The sequence below is a fragment of the Thermobaculum sp. T2p genome (assembly GCF_059335935.1).
Genome location: NZ_JANZYQ010000005.1, coordinates 162012 through 180823 on the forward strand (window position 1 = coordinate 162012; position 18812 = coordinate 180823).

At 45.8% G+C, this 18812-nt stretch carries 15 protein-coding genes and 3 tRNA genes; 11 read left to right on the top strand and 7 right to left on the bottom strand.

Annotated elements, in window-relative coordinates; genetic code table 11:
• The first annotated feature begins 157 nt into the window (after positions 1 to 157).
• The 7 genes from N2245_RS02795 to N2245_RS02825 all read left to right on the top strand — a co-directional run bounded on the left by N2245_RS02795 (position 158) and on the right by N2245_RS02825 (position 7571).
• Positions 158 to 1066 carry an ABC transporter ATP-binding protein gene (locus N2245_RS02795; protein ID WP_494535204.1) on the top strand — a complete coding sequence of 303 codons (909 nt, stop codon included), beginning with the start codon at positions 158 to 160 and terminating at the stop codon, positions 1064 to 1066.
• Between the two features lie 13 nt (positions 1067 to 1079).
• Positions 1080 to 1913, top strand: coding sequence for an ABC transporter permease (locus N2245_RS02800; RefSeq protein ID WP_494535205.1), 834 nt, complete (start codon positions 1080 to 1082; stop codon positions 1911 to 1913).
• 21 nt (positions 1914 to 1934) lie between these two features.
• Positions 1935 to 2780, top strand: a complete 846-nt coding sequence (locus N2245_RS02805; RefSeq protein ID WP_494535206.1) for a 3-hydroxybutyryl-CoA dehydrogenase — start codon at positions 1935 to 1937, stop codon at positions 2778 to 2780.
• Between the two features lie 101 nt (positions 2781 to 2881).
• Positions 2882 to 4594, top strand: coding sequence for an acyl-CoA mutase large subunit family protein (locus tag N2245_RS02810; protein WP_494535207.1), 1713 nt, complete (start codon positions 2882 to 2884; stop codon positions 4592 to 4594).
• A 129-nt stretch (positions 4595 to 4723) separates the two neighbouring features.
• Positions 4724 to 5185 (top strand): cobalamin B12-binding domain-containing protein, encoded by a 462-nt coding sequence (locus N2245_RS02815; RefSeq protein WP_494535208.1) that lies wholly within the window; start codon positions 4724 to 4726, stop codon positions 5183 to 5185.
• Positions 5133 to 6128, top strand: coding sequence for a methylmalonyl Co-A mutase-associated GTPase MeaB (gene meaB / locus N2245_RS02820; RefSeq protein WP_494535209.1), 996 nt, complete (start codon positions 5133 to 5135; stop codon positions 6126 to 6128). Before N2245_RS02815 ends, meaB begins: the two co-directional genes overlap by 53 nt.
• A gap of 9 nt (positions 6129 to 6137) precedes the next feature.
• Positions 6138 to 7571, top strand: a complete 1434-nt coding sequence (locus tag N2245_RS02825) for an MptA/MptB family glycosyltransferase (RefSeq protein ID WP_494535210.1) — start codon at positions 6138 to 6140, stop codon at positions 7569 to 7571.
• On the opposite strand, the gene bcp is transcribed toward N2245_RS02825, so the two are convergent.
• The 4 genes from bcp to N2245_RS02845 form a co-directional block, all read right to left on the bottom strand.
• A complete protein-coding gene (gene bcp, locus N2245_RS02830) occupies positions 7568 to 8026 on the bottom strand; it encodes a thioredoxin-dependent thiol peroxidase (RefSeq protein ID WP_494535211.1) in 459 nt (152 codons plus the stop codon). The genes N2245_RS02825 and bcp overlap by 4 nt on opposite strands.
• On the bottom strand, positions 8016 to 8768 hold the full coding sequence (gene larB, locus N2245_RS02835) for a nickel pincer cofactor biosynthesis protein LarB (protein ID WP_494535212.1): 753 nt from the start codon (positions 8766 to 8768) through the stop codon (positions 8016 to 8018). Before larB ends, bcp begins: the two co-directional genes overlap by 11 nt.
• Before the next feature lie 2 nt (positions 8769 to 8770).
• Positions 8771 to 9730 carry a phosphatase PAP2 family protein gene (locus tag N2245_RS02840; protein ID WP_494535213.1) on the bottom strand — a complete coding sequence of 320 codons (960 nt, stop codon included), beginning with the start codon at positions 9728 to 9730 and terminating at the stop codon, positions 8771 to 8773.
• A gap of 104 nt (positions 9731 to 9834) precedes the next feature.
• Complete coding sequence (locus N2245_RS02845; RefSeq protein ID WP_494535214.1) at positions 9835 to 11388, bottom strand: MptA/MptB family glycosyltransferase; 1554 nt, start codon at positions 11386 to 11388, stop codon at positions 9835 to 9837.
• Positions 11389 to 11734: 346 nt separating this feature from the next.
• Here N2245_RS02845 and N2245_RS02850 point away from each other — a divergent pair.
• The 4 genes from N2245_RS02850 to N2245_RS02865 all read left to right on the top strand — a co-directional run bounded on the left by N2245_RS02850 (position 11735) and on the right by N2245_RS02865 (position 14462).
• Positions 11735 to 11823 (top strand) — tRNA-Leu (locus tag N2245_RS02850).
• Between the two features lie 22 nt (positions 11824 to 11845).
• Positions 11846 to 11919 (top strand) — tRNA-Val (locus N2245_RS02855).
• Between the two features lie 26 nt (positions 11920 to 11945).
• Positions 11946 to 12021, top strand: a tRNA-Phe gene (locus N2245_RS02860).
• Between the two features lie 380 nt (positions 12022 to 12401).
• Positions 12402 to 14462, top strand: a complete 2061-nt coding sequence (locus N2245_RS02865; protein ID WP_494535215.1) for a thioredoxin domain-containing protein — start codon at positions 12402 to 12404, stop codon at positions 14460 to 14462.
• Here the strand turns inward: N2245_RS02865 and N2245_RS02870 are convergent.
• From N2245_RS02870 to N2245_RS02880, 3 genes are all read right to left on the bottom strand, one after another.
• Positions 14437 to 15954 (bottom strand): CapA family protein, encoded by a 1518-nt coding sequence (locus N2245_RS02870; protein WP_494535216.1) that lies wholly within the window; start codon positions 15952 to 15954, stop codon positions 14437 to 14439. The two genes, N2245_RS02865 and N2245_RS02870, sit on opposite strands and share 26 nt — an antisense overlap.
• Before the next feature lie 214 nt (positions 15955 to 16168).
• Positions 16169 to 17110, bottom strand: a complete 942-nt coding sequence (locus N2245_RS02875; RefSeq protein WP_494535217.1) for a Stp1/IreP family PP2C-type Ser/Thr phosphatase — start codon at positions 17108 to 17110, stop codon at positions 16169 to 16171.
• An 88-nt stretch (positions 17111 to 17198) separates the two neighbouring features.
• A partial coding sequence (locus tag N2245_RS02880; protein WP_494535218.1) for an SH3 domain-containing protein occupies positions 17199 to 18812 on the bottom strand: 1614 nt, incomplete at its 5' end.

Genomic DNA, 18812 nt, shown 5'->3' on the forward strand with positions numbered 1-18812 from the left:
CCTTATAGCCTAAAATTTGATTTACTCTATTTCCAAAGATTATGATGCTGAAGAGCGATTGCAATTGCAATCGCATGCATAAATACATCATTTCTATGCTATAATCAGCAGTATATTTCGGAATTTGCCGAAATATGATCTCTTGGAGAAGCAGGACATGGAATACGTAATAGAAACAAACAACCTAACCAAGATCTACAATAACAAGATCAAGGCTGTCGATAACCTCAACCTGAGGGTAAGAGCAGGTGAAATATATGGTTTCTTAGGTCCTAACGGTGCTGGCAAGACAACTACCTTAAAAATGTTGTTGGGACTTATCAAACCCACATCAGGTAGTGCCAGCATACTAGGAAAGGCCCCAGGAACACCCGAATCATTATCCTTACTAGGTTCACTAGTGGAATCACCAGCCTTCTACCCGTATCTATCAGGAAGAGACAATCTCCGTGTCATCGCAGATTACAGCGGCGCTCCCAGATCTAGAATTGATGAAGTCTTGGAAATAGTTGATCTAAAGGATAGAGCTAAGGATAAATTCAAAGGTTACTCCCTAGGAATGAAACAGAGACTAGGTGTAGCCGCTACGTTGCTCAAGGATCCGCAAATCCTGATACTCGATGAACCTACTAATGGCCTTGACCCTAAAGGCATGGCAGAGATGAGGGAGCTAATACGTAACCTTGGGCAAGGTAACCGTACCGTACTACTATCAAGCCACCTATTGAATGAGGTGGAACAGATATGTGACAGAGTAGGCGTTATCCAGCAAGGACGACTTATAGCCGAGGGAACTATTTCTGAACTAAAGGGTTCTGGAGTTCTGCTGGTCCGAGCCACCCCGGCTGATTTGGCTCTTAGCATGCTAAGGAACCTAGACTACATAGAAAAGATAGAGGAGAGAGATGGTGCATTGCTCATCTCTACCGACCCGAGCATGGCAGCCGAAATCAACAGGCTTCTTGTACAGTCCGGGGTAGCTGTTAGTGAACTGCATCCTACTAGTCAAAGCCTTGAAGAAGTCTTCCTTAACCTAACGGAAGTTAACGAGGAACAAGTAGTTTAGGAGAGATATAGATATGTTAGGTTCATTCAAAGCAGAACTGATCAAGCTCTATAAAAGACCAGCCATATGGGTACTGGCTCTTGTGACAATAGTAAGCACACTTTTTTGGCTGCTGATTTACTGGATAATAAAGATCACCCCCCAAGAGGCGCAAACCACCCAGGGCAATGTGGTTTTCACTCAGATGATTTCTCCTGAAAATGTACTTGGACTAGCGTTGACATCCATCTCAGGGTTTGGTGGAGCGGTTGCTCTCATCTTGGGAGCAATGACAGTAGGTGGCGAATATGGGTGGAACACCTGGAAAACAGTGCTAACGCAGAAACCCACAAGGTCGCAAGTCTTTTTCGGTAAGTTGCTAGGTGCAGCATCGGTCGTAGCACTATATACACTTATCTCCATCGCAACTGCCTACCTTGACAGCTTGGTAGTAATGCAGATAGAGGGAATAAAAGCCAACTGGCCTTCTATAGCTGAGCTTATAAGAGCAATAGGGGCAGGGTTGTTGATTATGGGAGCTTGGACTTCAATAGGCATTTTCCTTGCAACCCTCTTCAAAGGAACAGCCCTAGCTGTAGGACTTGGACTAATCTACTCACTCGCACTCGAGACAATAATGCAGCTTGTAGCTCAATCAGTTTCACAGATAAGGGAATTTGTCAAGATACTTATAGGTATCAACGCCAGCCAAGTCAGCTCGACGTTTGGACAACAGCTAGCTGATAACTCAGCGCCAGGATCTGTGCTATCCGTTAGTACGGAGAGAGCTGTTATCACGCTTATTCTGTATGTAGTAATACTTGGTGGCCTTTCTGTGATACTATTCCGCCGACAGGAGCAAACCTAGACTTCTGTAAGGAGCGGAGAAGTGGCAGACATAGTTGTCGTGGGAGCTGGCACAATGGGGCGAGGTATCGCCCAGGTTTTTGCTCAAGCGGGAGACAAGGTGTATCTAGTAGAGGTAGATCCAAAGCAACTATCACTTGGATTAGAGACGATCTCTGAGAATCTAGAAAGGTCGGTACAAAAGGGTAGGATAACTCCGGAGCAAAAGCAAAGTGTGCTCTCCAATATAGTTGCCTTGTCGGATATCAGACAGGTATCTTCAGCCGATCTGCTAATTGAAGCCATCTACGAGAATGTAGAGGCCAAGCTTGAGCTTTTTAGTTTGGCTGACGAGCTATTTCCATCTGATACCATATTTGCATCAAACACCTCTTCAATATCGATAACCCGATTGGCAGCTTCTACCAGCAGAGAAGACAAATTTATAGGTATGCACTTTTTTAATCCGGTACCCGTAATGAAGTTGGTAGAAGTAGTAAGAGGGCTAAAGACCAGTGACGAAACGTGCCAAAAGATCATAGATGAAGCACATAGACTAGGGAAGGAACCAGTAGTAGTGAGGGACTTTCCGGGCTTCGTGTCCAACAGAGTACTAATGCCGATGATCAACGAAGCTATATTTGCCCTTTACGAAGGGGTGGCTTCGAGAGATGATATAGATAAGGTCATGAAGCTTGGTATGAACCACCCCATGGGGCCTCTAGAGCTAGCAGACTTCATAGGTTTAGATGTTTGCCTCTATATACTTGATGTCCTCTATGAAGGATTCAGGGACCCTAAATACAGGCCTTGTCCATTGCTTAGACAGATGGTTGCTGCTGGTAAGCTTGGCAGAAAGACAGGTAGTGGCTTCTATGACTACCTGTAGATAAAGACCACCATTCCTTGAGTCTGGACTTATTCCCCTTTTAGGTGTAAATAACCCTATGTAAAGTGCTCCTTAGTGAGCAAGAAAGGGGGCGAGGGGACATGAAGGTGGAAGAAGGTAGCACTTACCCAGCAGGTGACTTGCAGCATCAATCAGACTTAGAGGAAGCATATAATCACTGGCTTGAGAAAACCCTCCCAGAGTCAATTAGAAGAATACCTGAGCGCAAAGAACGCTTTATATCCCTTTCAGGTATCCCAATCAAGGCCACTTACACACCTTTAGATACCAAAGATATCTCTTATAACCAGGCATTAGGACTGCCGGGTGAGTTCCCTTACACGCGTGGTATACATCCCACAATGTACAGGTCCAAGCTCTGGACTATGAGAATGTTTGCAGGCTACGGTACAGCCGAGGAGACCAATCGCAGATTCCACTATCTGCTAAGGAATGGACAGACGGGACTATCTATAGCATTCGATTTACCCACCCTGTACGGCTATGATACTGATCATCCGCTGGCCGAAGGGGAATTTGGGAAATGTGGAGTAGCCATATCATCTAGACGTGATATGGAGATTCTCCTACAAGGATTGCCACTGGATAAAGTAAGTGTATCCATGACCATCAATGGGCCGGCAGCCATAATCTGGGCTATGTTTATAGCTGCTGCAGAACGCTTTGGTTACCACAGATCTCAGCTAAGGGGGACGTTGCAGAACGATATACTCAAGGAGTATATAGCACAAAAAGAGTTCATCTTCCCCCCAGAGCCTTCGATGCGGCTTGTTACTGACACTATAGAGTTTGGCATGAAAGAGATGCCTCAATGGAACACCATTAGCATCAGCGGATATCACATAAGGGAGGCAGGCTCTACTGCAATCCAGGAACTAGCATTCACGCTAAGCGATGGCTTCACCTATATAGAACATGCTTTGGCGAGAGGACTGAAGATAGATGATTTTGCCCCAAGATTATCCTTTTTCTTCAATTCACATAATGATCTATTCGAGGAAATAGCGAAGTTCAGGTCTGCGCGCAGGATATGGGCCTATGAAGTCAGAGATAGATACGGTGCCAAAGATCCCAGATCTTGGAGGTTGAGATTTCACGCCCAGACAGCAGGATGCTCTCTCACAGCCCAGCAACCTGCAAACAATATAGTACGTACCACGCTACAAGCCCTCGCGGCGGTGTTGGGCGGAGCACAGAGCATACATACCAACTCCTTGGATGAAGCCCTTGCGCTACCATCCGAACTAGCTGCAAAGATAGCCTTGAGAACCCAGCAGATCATCGCAGAAGAAAGCGGCGTGACTAACACCGTAGATCCTCTTGGAGGCAGCTATTTCTTGGAAACGCTTACTAACCAGGTAGAATTCTCAGCACGTGAGTACATACAAAAGATAAGAGACATGGGCGGAATGATCGAGGCTATAAAGGCAGGATTCCCACAACGGGAAATAGCCGAGAGCGCTTATCGTTATAACCAGGAATTGGAATCCGGAGAGCGGAAGATAGTAGGAGTGAACGCATACCAAGATGATGACTACAACTGGCAACCACCTATCCTGAAAATAGATCCCAAGGGGGAGCAACTACAGAGAGAAAGGCTGAAGGAGATCAGAAGTAGTAGAGACAAGAATGCATGGCGGGAATCGCTCGATAGAGTAAAGAAGGCAGCCAAGACAGGCGAGAACCTTATGCCTTTCCTGATTGAAGCCGCCAATGCAGATGCTACCCTAGGGGAGATCACTGACGTGCTCAGAGATATCTTTGGTACTTACAACGAACAGATAATAGTCTAAGACTAGAAGTAAAGGGATAAGCTTTACAAAAGAGAAAACAATCTCTATAACTAGAGAATGTAGAATTAGGAGCCTAGAAATACTACAAAGCTAGGCCCAAAGTTACCACCAAGGTAAAGGAGTATAAAATTGAGCGAAGCAGCAACTTCCTTTGCCTATCAGGAGTTACCTTCACAGGAACATCGTATTAGGGTGCTCGTAGCTAAGCCTGGACTTGACGGTCACGATAGAGGAGCTAAGGTCATAGCTCGAGCCCTAAGAGATGCAGGCATGGAAGTCATCTACACTGGACTAAGGCAGACTCCTGAAATGATAGTCGAGGCTGCTATCCAGGAAGATGTAGATGTTATCGGACTTTCTATACTATCAGGTGCACACATGACCCTATTTCCTCGTATCATGGAACTGCTGAAAGAAAATGGCCTAGAAGATGTATTAGTGGTTGCAGGTGGAATTATTCCAGCAGAAGACATACCCAAGCTCCACGAGATAGGCATAAAGGGAATCTTTGGGCCAGGTAGTAGTTTGAGGGAGATAGTTGAATTCATCAGAGCAAACGTCAACACGAACCGTAGACACATCGCTAGCTGATCGAGTACTTAAAGGTGACAGACTTGCAATAGCTCGTCTGATCTCCATGATCGAGGATGATGCTCCTCAGGCTAGGACCATCATTAGTGCTTTATATCCTCACACAGGTAGAGCGCATATCGTTGGTATAACTGGACCTGCAGGCTCTGGAAAGAGCACCATTACTCAGGAGCTAATAAGAGAGTACAGAAAGCGGGGACTCACCGTAGGAGTAGTAGCTATTGACCCATCCAGCTCCATAACCGGTGGAGCTATCCTAGGAGATAGAATCCGAATGCTGCGGATGCAGTCCGACCCTGGCGTATTCATAAGATCCATGGCTACAAGAGGCAATCTAGGTGGACTAACCAAATCCACCAGGGATGTTGTACGTGTCTTGGATGCAGCTGGCAAGGATGTGGTTATCATAGAGACCGTAGGGGTCGGGCAAGACGAAGTGGACATCGCTAAGACAGCACAGACGATAGTCCTTGTGAATATGCCGGGAATGGGGGACGATGTCCAAACAATCAAGGCAGGTATCCTGGAGATAGCGGACATACTCGTAATAAATAAAGCAGATATGCCAGGAGTAGAGGAGCTGGCAAATAATTTAAGGCAGATGCTTTCGCTATCAAAGCCATCACCCGGGGGCTGGAAGGTACCCATTAAGAAAACGATAGCAACGACTGGAGAAGGTATATCTGAGTTAGTTGATGAGATTCAGAAGCATAAGGAGCACCTATACAATAGTGGTGAGATAGCGAACAGAGCCAAGTCTTCGATAGAATCTGAGATGCTTTTGCTGCTCCAAGAAGCAGTTAGAAACTATGGGATGATAGCTCTTCAATATCCTGAAGCAATAGACCTAGTAGCTAAGGTGGCAAATAGGGAACTTGAGCCTAGGGCAGCAGCGTCTACGCTTTTGAACTTTATATGCTCAAAACTTAGCTCCGGATCTTGATGATATCAAGTGACAGTTGGCTATCCCAGTAGATATAGCAGATATGCAGATACTTACAGGGGAGTAGGATACAGAAGGACGATCATCCTCTCTCTCTTCATCTTAGTGTTCCTGATAATCTGTCTGATGCAGTTTAATATACCTTATGACTTTATTGAGCCCTGGGCCGGCCGTGATAGATTACCGTACTACTCTATAGAGATCTCACGTATCTACCGAAGTAGCCTGCTCATACCTCCAATCGATTTTGGCTCTATGTGGGAATTCTGGCCATTATTTGAGAGCATGTACATAGCCCTATGGTCTTTATATGTTCTATCTTTGATTTTTGTAGCGAGCAGAATAAACAGAATCTGGCTCTGGATTTCAATAGTATTACTGGTACTTGCTGCTACCATTACGCCACCGTTATTCTCTACCGACGTCTTTTACTACGGTATAAGCGGAGAATCACTTGCACTACACGGACTTAACCCGTACCTGACGGTTCCGGCAGACCTACCTAACAGCCCATTACTGCCCTTCAATTATTGGATAGATCTGAAAGCTGTCTATGGACCTATATGGACTAGTCTGTCGGCGTTAGTTATCCTCATTACTGGCAACTCACCCTTAGCGGCAAGCATGGGATTTAAGCTTTTGGGAGGGTTTTCGGTTCTCGCCACCGCTTACCTTATCTGGCATCTTCTCAAAAACAGTGAGAGCAGAAGATTTGCAACAGCTTTGTTCGCATGGAATCCATTGGTCCTGTTTGAGGGTCCTGCTAATGCTCACTTAGATGCATTTGTAGGATTGTTGGTGGTCCTAGGTTTGTTTGCAATCTATAAACATAAAAGCTGCCTAACTGGGTGGATATTACTGGTGGTATCTTTTCTGACCAAATTCACAACTGCTCCTCTATTACTGATCAATTTTGTATCGCAAATCAAGATGGAGGTCTCTAGAAACAGACTAAAGAGAACATTCCTCCTTATGGGTATATTCATCTTCTTGGCTGCAGCAACATATTTGCCTTACTGGCAGGGGAAAGCCTTTCCAGCATTTTTAGATAGGCAGAGGCTATTCGTAACAGGATTCGTGCCTCTACTAGTCAGGGATCAGGTGCTTAGGTATACAGCCCCCTTCTACGACTTTGACAAGGCCTACTACTTCAGCACACTGGCTTCAGAGATAGGCGTGGCATTACTCATGTTGTGGGTATTGCTACAGTCCTTTGTCATTTATAAGGACAAAAAAACATGCTTAGAGAAAGAAGCATTTGCGTGGGGAAGTACAATGTCCCTTCTTCCGATGCTGTTTCTTACGGCTTACCCTTGGTACCTCATTCCAGGATTTGCCTTGCTGGCTATATCCTGGAATGAAAGGTACCGAATATACATAGCTTTACTATACGCGGTAGGAAGCTTTTGGTGGCTGTGGTGGACTATACTAATGCCCACTTAGGAAGCCAGAGCTTCAACTAGCTCCTGAGCATGCACATCCGGTTTGACATTCTTGAAGACCTTCTGCACCTTGCCTTCTTCATCTATCAGGAAAGTTGTGCGAAGAACACCTGTAAATTCTCGGCCATACATCTTTTTAGTGCCCCAAACACCATACATCTCAGCCACCCTGTGATCAGTATCTGCCAAGAGTGTAAACGGTAGATTGTACTTTTCCTTGAACTTCTTGTGACTTTCTACAGAGTCTGGACTGACACCAAGTACAACGGCGCCGGAGGCTTCAAAGTTAGGAAAACTATCCCTTATACCGCAGGCTTCGGTTGTACAACCCGGAGTATCGTCCTTGGGATAAAAATACAGTATAACCTTGCGTCCTCTAAACTGACTTAGAGTAACTTGATTACCATTCTCATCCGGCAATGTAAAGTCGGGTGCAACATTACCTTCATTTACCATTGCTAGAATTTTCCCTCCTTGCTTTAGATACTTGTCTGGCTATCATTCCTGCAACGGCGCCACCGCCAACCCCGTTGTCTATGTTAACCACCGATAGTCCAGGAGCACAGGTCTGAAGCATAGACAGTAGTGCCCCCCATCCCCGTCCACCGGCTCCATATCCGGTAGATGTAGGTATTCCCACCACGGGAACATCTACTAATCCCGAGACAACTGAGGGTAGAGCGCCATCCATGCCAGCTACAACTATGATAACATCTACACCTCGATCTAACATCTCACGCAAGGGAGGGAACAACCTATGTATACCGGCAACTCCGACATCTCTAGCCTCTATAATTCTGCATCCCATGTGTCGAACTACTAATTGAGCTTCCTCAGCTATAGGCCAATCAGACGAGCCAGCGGTGATTATCCCCACTGTGGCATCTAGTGTTGGGAGAGGAATATTGGGATCTTCAATAGCCACAGACCAATTACCAATAACATGATATCTATGGCTGTAACGTGCAATTATCTTCTCTCTGATCTCAGATGATGGTCTGCTAACTATGGCTCTACCTGAATGACTAAGAAGCTCTTCCATGCTCCGAAATATTATTTCGATGGTCTTACCAGGAGCGTATATGACCTCGGGTATGCCCTTACGTGATTGACGATGCAGATCAACTCGAGCAGGTTGACCTGCACGCTCATCATGATCGGTACTTAGACTAGCAATAAGGTCAGCGAATGGATCCATTATTAGCCCGCAGCCTCCACAGCTTGTGATGTCTCTAGGACTAGTTTCTCACGCCTCTTCTCAAGGTAGCGATAAATAAGCGAGACAATTATGAAAGATGCTACTGCATAAGCGATACCTGCGAGAGTGTCTATAACATAGTGATCTCCTATATATATAATGCTGAACCACAGGCCAAAGCAATATAGGAGAGCTATAGGAGCAAACTTCCTCCAATGGAACAAACTAAATACGAACACCAGCGTGGGATAGGCAGCATGTAAAGAGGGCATAGCAGCTACATAATTAGGGTTACCATGCTTGATCAGCATAGATAAGGACATACCACCAAAGTGGAGCTGACTTAGCACTATGTCCCTGATCAGATAGATTCTCTGAGGAATAGTTCCCCAATAGGATGCCAACCAAGGAGGTACTGCGGGAAATAGCATGTAAGTCAAGAATCCTGCAAAAGATAGCAGCAACAGCGAGTTAACAAACTTCCAGTACAGATCTCTTCTGTTTACCCAAAGCATGAACGCATACAAAATAGGGAGAACAAAGTGAAAGGCCCAGAAAGTAGTTGCCATTATATCGTACCAGTGGATCTTTCCTGGCACATAGAGATGCTCTTGCAGCACCACAGTAGGTATATGCCCGAACCCTATAAATCTCTCTGCCCTTACAAGGATCTCATTATGCGCCTTGAATCCCACATTATCTGCATAACCAGCCAACATCTGCCAGGCCAGAAACAGCACAACGAAGGGCACCCAGTCACGAAGGAAAGTACGCCCTCCACCTATAATCACCCCACCTATGAGCATAAAGAGGAGCACGGTATCTAGTCTGAGAAATCCTCCAGCCTTGAAGGTAAAGGCCGAGACAACCAACATGTAAACGGTCATCGCTATCAGATAGCCCTTGTTGGACAACCTGCCTATGGGCTCACCAATCCTTCCATTAGAAGTTTGTTCAGACAAAACCAACCTCCTGTCTCTCTAGTTTTACCCAATCTAGCTAGAGGCTAAAACATTAGGTTGACGTTAGCCAATCTAACAAAAACTTTCAACTGATTTTAATACTCTTATTGTACTTGTCTTGTTCCTAGAAGGGTAATCATAAACCTCTGGACCCTTGGTATGATAACCACTGCGATAGCGGGACCCAGCAGAATCACGGAGCGAAAATAGTAAAGCCAGGGAGCAGCTGGGAGCGGTGGGTCGGGCCAACCCATCCAAAACAGAAAGCCTCCAAGTGTCAAGGCAACGCCGAGGGATGACTCTAGATCCCCGTTATAGACCGCAATAACGGCGATTAAGAGCAAGAAATACCATGGCCATATCCAAGAAAGCGTCAGGCAATAACCAAACCAGAGCCAGATCCAAGACCACTGCAGGCTTCTCTTCTTGGCAGTTAGAAAGAGCATCCAACAGAAGAAGGCAGCAAACAGCAAGTTTCTTATTATGTCAAACAGGGTGTCCAGGGTGGGCGGTGGGAAATAATCCCTCATAGTGGGCATTAATATGAGTTCCCACAATGAATTCAAGTATCTTTGGGCTGCAGGATTATTCAGAGAATTGGTGAACAAGGCTGTACCCGCCCATAATGGGGCGTACAATATCCAACCAGAAACAAGAGCGACCACAGTCCCCTTACTCAATGCGAGGAGTCTTTCCCTTTTGCTTTCTAACCCCATCAGCCATACAAGCAGCAAAGGCGGAAGGAGAACAATTGTCGTAAGCTTGACCATGCTTCCTGCCACTAGAAAGAAAACAGCAAACAACCATCTCTTGCGTAGCACTGAAAGCACGGCAAGAGATACAAACAGAGCTACCATCACATCGTTATGCCCACTGCCCACAGTTTCATGCAACACCAGTGGGTTCCAACCATAAAATACAGCAGCCCAACTAGCATGTTCGGGAGTAACCGATCTTGCACATAACCAAACCACCACCGTAGTTAGAGCATGCAATATAAGAACGGCTATCTTATAAGAGAATATATTTGACCATAATCCATCCCCCCCAAAGGCACTTAGAGCTCCTGAAAGCATCAACCAGACCGGGCCATAAGCCGATGGCAGCCATTTCCAGTAGATCCAGTAGAGCTGAAAGTCTCCCGGGTAATTATTAGGGGGAACTATCAGGGGATTATCTCCGTACTTGGCTATTATCCTACCATAGAACATATATAGGTAGAGATCTCCAGAGAACATTCCGGGCAACAACAGCAAAGGTATACTCAAACCCAAAGCACCCAAAAGTATCCACAAGAGCTTCAAATTCCTATTAGAAGTCTTGAGAACCCATAATATTCGAAGCCATGATCCAACCAAGAGCACTATTATCACAGCAAAAAGCAACTCGTGAAACCCTGCTTGGGCACTCCTCCAGGTAGCAGTATCAAAGCTCGAAGGGGTGAGCAGATCTGAGAAAGCTTTTAACCATCCCCACATCTGCAACGTGAGGGTCTGAGTGAGACGGAAACTCTTTGCCCTGAGCAATAGGAATAAGGCCACGTAAAGCAAGAAAGATAAGAAATAAAGAAATACAATGGAGCGCGTAATCGCGAGAGCCCCAAGTTTCGCATATATACGGTCTCTAGGTTTAACAATCAATTCAGAAGTTGAAGCCATAAAGCCAGAAACATCCACATTTTATATCAGCGTTCTGATGATAATATCCATCAGAAGTAATAAGTGTCAAACAGCATCAAAGGATCCAATCTTGTTGTGGGCTTAGTAGTCCTACTAGTATCGTAGAGATAACACTTATACTAGACAAATAACTTTGCCCACAATCTTCGAGCTAGTTCCTTTTGATTAAGCCTGTTGACAACCTCAAAAATTATTCTCTAGATCCCCTTATCTATCATGCTGGGGAAAACCAACCCATTGCACAAGCCGGTCAAGGTGGCGACAGCACCTACGGTATCCCTTGACAGCCGACCTCGAGGCTCTATATACTCTTTGTAGTCTGGATGCCGAGGTGGCGGAATTGGCAGACGCGCTAGCTTGAGGGGCTAGTGACCACTATCGGTCGTGGGGGTTCGAGTCCCTTCCTCGGCACCAATATTTTTTGTCTTTATTTTGTGGGCGGTTAGCTCAGCTGGTTAGAGCGCCTCGCTTACACCGAGGAGGTCAGAGGTTCGAGTCCTCTATCGCCCACCTGACTTTGAGCGATAAAAATACACGCCGAGGTAGCTCAGTCGGTAGAGCACGTGACTGAAAATCACGGTGTCGGCGGTTCGAATCCGCCCCTCGGCACCACAAAACCTAGTAAACATGAGCCCTCTCCATACCCATCACTCTTGAGTCCCAACGGCACGCTGCTTACTCTAACTCTCAGAAGCGATTTCAGCTTTCTATACCTTCTTGGAAGTCTTTTAGAGGCGGAATCATGAATCCTCGCGATGAACGTAGAATAGCAAGTAGATGTCACCTGCGGGTTATCTTACAACAATCTTCGACTTATATGTCATGATCTGGATCTTGTAAGCAAGAAACAGGTGCATTGAAAGGACTTTGCTGGCAGTGAAATCGTGTCTAAATGACCGCTTGCTGATCTTCAAGATCCATTACTCACGTCACTTAGATGGTACAAACATTGCGGCAGGAATTATCTACAAACATCATATTGGGGAAATAACATGCCAAATCGATTAGCTCAGGAATCAAGTCCTTACCTTTTACAGCACGCTCAAAATCCGGTTGACTGGTATCCGTGGGGACAAGAAGCCTTTGATAAAGCACGTAAAGAAGATAAGCCTATACTGCTATCTATAGGGTATTCTTCCTGTCATTGGTGTCATGTTATGGCACATGAGTCGTTTGAGAATCCTGAGATAGCCAAGATAATGAATGATAATTTTGTAAACATCAAGGTTGATCGAGAAGAGAGACCTGACATAGATGCTATCTACATGGAAGCTGTGCAGGCAATGACAGGGCAGGCAGGTTGGCCACTGACCGTCTTTCTAACTCCCGATGGTAAACCCTTCTTTGGAGGTACATACTTTCCCCCGGAAGATAGGGTAGGGATGCCAGGATTCAAAAGGTTGTTGTTATGGCTATCTGAGGTGTATCGTACCCGAAGACAAGAGGTCGAACAGAGCGCGTCGCAGATCGCCCAGCAACTGCTCCAGATCAGCAGGGCCGAACTGAAATCGCACGATATATCATTAGAAATTCTGGAAAGTGCCTGCCAGAACCTAAAGAGTGGCTTCGATTATCAATATGGAGGCTTTGGCACTGCACCCAAGTTCCCACAACCCATGACTGTTGAATATTTGCTGCAAAGCTTCATCCGAACTCAGCAGCAGGAATACCTTGACATGGTAGCCATTACCCTGGATAGCATGAGCTTGGGAGGTATACATGACCACCTAGGCGGGGGCTTTCACCGATATTCCGTAGATAGAACCTGGTTGATACCTCACTTTGAGAAGATGCTTTATGATCAGGCACTTATTGCTCGAGCCTACCTGCACGCCTGGCAGGCAACACATAAGAACTGGTACCTAAAGGTGGCCGATAGAACTTTACAATACGTACTGAAGGATATGACGTCATCTCAAGGAGGGTTCTATTCAGCACAAGATGCAGATTCAGAAGGTGAGGAGGGTAAGTACTACCTGTGGACATTAGATGAAATAAAGAAGGTCCTTAATGAGCAAGAGTTTGAGCTCTTATGTGAGTATTACGGCGTGACTGCGAGCGGCAACTTCGAGGGCAAAAACATCCTACATATAGCAAAGACCCTAGAGGATATAACCCGAGATCATAACATGAACCTGTCCGAGGTAGAAAAGATAATTGACAAAGCTTCGATGAAGTTACTACATCACAGAGACCAAAGAACACCACCTGCAAAGGACACTAAGGTAGTTACGTCTTGGAATGCGTTGATGTCCAATACTTTGGCAGAAGCGGGATTTGCAATGAATAATCCAGAGTACGTAACTGCCTCTCAGAGGAACATACAATTCCTATTAGACAACTTGGTCGTTGATGGTATGCTGCATCACACTTACAGCGACTCCAAACCAAAAGTACCAGGCTTTTTGGAAGATTACGCTGCACTCTCTAACTCACTAATAACCCTCTACGAGATAACCTCAGATGGCAAATGGCTAGAAAGTGCAAGACGCTTTGTACAGGATATGATAGATAGTTTCTGGAAGGAGGAGATAGGGACCTTCTCTGACACCTCTATGAAGCATAGCGACATATTCTTACAGCCTAGGAACCTGTACGACAACGCGACACCTTCTGGAAATTCTCTTGCTTGCATGGCTTTACTAAGGCTAGCCGTGATATTCGATAGGCAGGAATATAGAGAGATCGCATCCAGAGTGATACGTGGGCTCGCGCCGGTTATGTCCAAGCATCCTACAGCGTTTGGACATATGCTGTGTGTCGCTAATACTCTCCTAGTCCCACCGGTGGAAATCGTAATACTTGGAGACAAGCATTCTGCAAACACAGAGGCCTTGTTAGAAGTCATAAGACAAACATACATACCCAATAAGATACTCATCTCTACTACTGAGGAAGAGGCATCTCGCAGTGATCTACCGTTACTTCAGGACAGGGCACTCAGGAACAAAAAACCTACAGCATTCGTGTGCAGAAACTATACATGTTCCATGCCGGTAAATGAGCCAGATGAGTTGAGAGAACAACTCACCTTGCAGGTACACGCTCCTTAGCAAAATAAACTATCGGCTCTACCCCCATGCGATCCAGCACCGCACGATAGTCATCACCAGTGGCAGGCACTGGCTGATTATAATCCTCTATGAGGACCGGCAAGAACTTGGCAGATACGAGGTTTCTGCCTTGGAAGGTGAACTTGACTATTACCCCCTGCCTTGTCTCCTGAGACCACATTTGATCGAATACAAAGTTTCCCATCGAATACACTATCAGCTTACTCTTATAGATTTCGACCTGCTGTACCCAATGTGGATGTGAGCCTAGCACTAAGTCGGCACCGGCATCGATAGCTACCCTTGCCATATGACGCTGGAACTGATTAGGTACTGAAGTATACTCAACTCCCCAGTGGAAGTAAGGAATTACAACATCTGCCTGTTGTTTAGACCTAGCAATCGCCTCTCTAACGGGATCTTCCCAAGCTGTAGCTATACCTGGGGCGTTCTTGTTGGCCCAGTTCCACCAATAGACGCCATCGAATCCCAGAAAAGCCACCTTAATTCCCTTTATATTGTAGATAGCAGGAGAATAAGCCTGTTCCCAGTTTACACCCCCACCAAAGTGCCCGATTCCATATTTATCTAGTGCATTCAATGTATCTACTAAAGGCGCCTGCCCAAAGTTCAGGGTATGATTATTAGCCAAAGTAACAGCATCTATCCCTGCCCACCTTAGGCCATCGGCAGCAGCTGTAGGTGCTACAAAAGTCATAGTATGGTCATCCGCAGGCGGAGGAATCCGGTCTGAGAGAGGTAGCTCCAAGTTAGCTATAGTAAAATCAGCATCCCTTAGTAAATTAGCAGTCCTGAGATAAGGATGACGATAGCTGCCGTAATATCTCATCTTATAGAGCACGGACCTGCTAAGCATTATGTCCCCAACAGCATTCAGAGTCCAAGTATTACCATTACGATCATAAACACGACCATAGCTTGAACTGTTATCAATCTTTGAGATAACGGTTTTACCAGGGGTATCTTGATCCTCATCACCTGAGGAATCGCCAGGGTCATTAGATAAGAAGGTTGAAGCTACGTAGCCCGCCGTCGAACCATAACTTGCCCTATACCAGGTATAGCCATCCTGTACTTGCGAGTATTTTTTCCATACTCTAATCCTAGAGCCATTAGGAACGACCACAAGCACTCTAGAGCTTACTCCAGGGGCTTCCCTCAAGTTCAGCCCCGCCCCATTAGAAGTACTCACATACATAAGAGTGGAATCGGATATTACTGGCTGGTGGCGATCTGCGATCTTGCTTAAGGTGTTTCCCTTAGGGGTTGAAGGCTGTTTCTGCGCAACACCCTCAGCATTTTTACCAGGGCTTGAATCAGAAGTTCGGATTCCCCGATCTAAGCTTTTTCTACTATCACCCACGAATTTCGAGTTAGATAGCTGGCCATTTGGTGATTCTTTAGCCTTTTTTGTGGCTTCTGCATTATCTACATGATTTGACTCATTACCTTGTTGATAGGAGACAGACAAACTCCTTCTTTCAGTTTCGGCAACTTTACGCGGTGAATAGCAAGAAGTAATCAAGAGACTAAATATAAGTAGATGGAGTAAAAGAAGCTTTCTCATAAAGATATCTCTAAGAAGGGATCGGAATTTATTCTCTCAACATAAATTACATATGTAATAAGTATAGTTACTGTGGGTGACCTATAGATAAGTTCTAGTATCTCAAGGAAAAATATTTTTACATTGATCGCTGGTCCTCAAGCGCTACCATTTCGACCAGAGCAACGCTTATATTATCTGCACCGCCAGCATCATTCGCAGCCCTTATAAGCAATCTGCAAGCCCGATCGACATCACTTTCATAGGAGACGATATCAGCTATGACATCATCAGATACCATGCTGTTTAGGCCATCACTACAGAGAAGTAACCTGTCTCCCGGCCTTAGGGATTCAACAAACATATCTATCTCAACCACAGGCTCTGTCCCCAAAGATCGAAATATAAGGTTTCTTTGAGGATGTCTTCTAGCCTCAATCTCTGTTATCTGTCCCGCAGCTATCATGCGCTCAACCAAAGAATGATCCTCAGTAATACGGCGTATAGCTCTGTCTCTTACTATATAGGCTCGACTGTCTCCAACATTAGCTATATAGCTTTTGCCACGCAAAATAAGAGCAAGTACCAAGGTTGTACCCATATCTGTACTTTGCTCAACCTTAGTACGGTAAACAGCCCTGTTAGCAGTTTGGACTGCTTCACGTACAACATTGACAATATCGTCATCGGATAGGTTCTGCCTGAGAAAATGTCCCTCAGTAAAGAAAGGGTTGTTCTGCAAGTGATTTATGGTGGCCTCTATTGCGGTTCTGCTGGCAACCTCGCCTTTATCGTGGCCCCCCATTCCATCAGCAATAGCAACTATACCTATGGTGGGTAACACAGATTCGTTGGACTCAGGAAGAGCTAATAGTACATCATCTTCGTTTGTGCGTCGCACTCTTCCTGAGTCAGTCCGGGCTGCTGCTCTGATTCCAAGGATGACACTCCCAGAGTTAGCCTTATTGACCTCCATCACAGGAAGGGGTTGGGTTATCTCATCCGATAAGCTCTCCGGCTCCGTACCTGAGTCTCCCGTCTGTTCAGTATTTCTAATCTTCTTCCAAATATCGGATAGCATCGCTCTCCTCAAAATCAGTGAGACTTATTCTTAGTATATTAGGGCTTGAATTTTCAGGAAGAGTACATTATTAATAGAGATTTCTGGCTCAATCTACATTAAAGCTAATGACAGCATAGTCCAGCATAAACCAAGGTGGGCGCCCAAAACCACCATTTTTCTCCAAGTTTTGGATTTCTAGAGTGTTGTTACCATCATTTAAGAGGCTTGACGGGAAGCTAATTGTACTTTCCCCCCAATTACCAGAATCATTCAAGTTTTGGGTGTCGTTTGGCAATGGATCAGGTCCTCTAAATATCTCTTGGTCGTTGATTAATATACTTATCCTGGTCTTCTTCGAATCTTCAGAGTCCATGCCTACAATCTTGAGGGTTGCCATCCCTTCTCTGTCTCCCCATAATACGAAGCGAGTGCTCATACGCCAATACTGGGTACGCTGTCCGTATATCCATTGTGCGGACCTGCCCTTATATCCATCTCTATTACTATATCCTCCTCTGAAGAAGCTATCCTCAAGACGTACAGATACCGAGCCAGTCCTAGCCGGTGTAGAACTAGGCGTAGGTGTAGGGGTTGGTTCCCTCGTGGGGGTTGGTGTTGGCTCGGTAGTAGGTGTGGGTGTAGGTGTTGGCATCGACGGTGGAGCTTGGATTGTAAGAAGATCAGCCAACACGTATCCTCTTATACCTCTGTAGATCACTTCGTACCACTCATTACCGTCTGCTCCCTCTACAGCTGGTATGAATGCCCTTACCCTAGCACCATAAGGAATTGTTATTAGTCTAGGCGAGTCAGGATCTGGATCTTGTCTCATGTTCACGCTACTGTAATCTGTTGTTGCAGCATACATCCACACGCGCTCTCTGATAGGAGTGGGTGTAGGTGTAGGAGTAGGCGTGAATGTAGGTGTAGGAGTAGGGGTATTTGTAGGCACTGGTGTAGGCTTAGGAATCTCTATAGATGTGAGAGCATAGTCGGAATAACCCTCAGGACCGCGTGCCCTGACCCTGTAATAATATTTCTTGCCGGGTGAAATAGTGTTATCAGTAAAAGAATTCGAGTTAGCAGCTAAGGTAGATAATAGGAACCACTCTCTATTATCAGTCGAGCGTTCGACGAGATAGGCAGTCTCATTAGAGGCCGTGTCCGTCCATGTAAGCTCCACGGCTTCTCCATCAGGAGATAGCCTCGCACGCAGGTTCTCTGGAGCAGAAGGCAAAATAGGAGTGGGAGTGGCAGCTGGTGTCGGAGAAGATTGTATAGGGGTATTAGTCGGAGCAGTAGTCACTACAATAGGCGGTAGAGGTGTAGTGGGAGTGGCAAGACTAGAATTACCTCCAGGTAGAAGAGATAGGACACTATTACGCATTAGAAGACATCCACCTAAGAAACCAAGTAGCAGCAAAGGCACTAGCAACCATGCTGGTGAGAGGCGTGACTTAGACTCTTCCTCCGGCTCACCGTATACTGAAGTCCTTCTTGGACCTGATATCACCGAAGCTGTGCGCGTGGACTCGGATGGAGGAGATTCAATAGACATCACCGGGACGGCAACTGTAGGCTCCGAGGAAGCATCATGGTCGTGGTGGGAGTCATCGGGCAAGGGCAGGCTCCTCAGATCCCTCAACATCTCCCCAGCATCCCCATACCTCTCCAAAGGATCCTTCGCCATCGCCCTCTCAACCACCCACACTAAACCCAC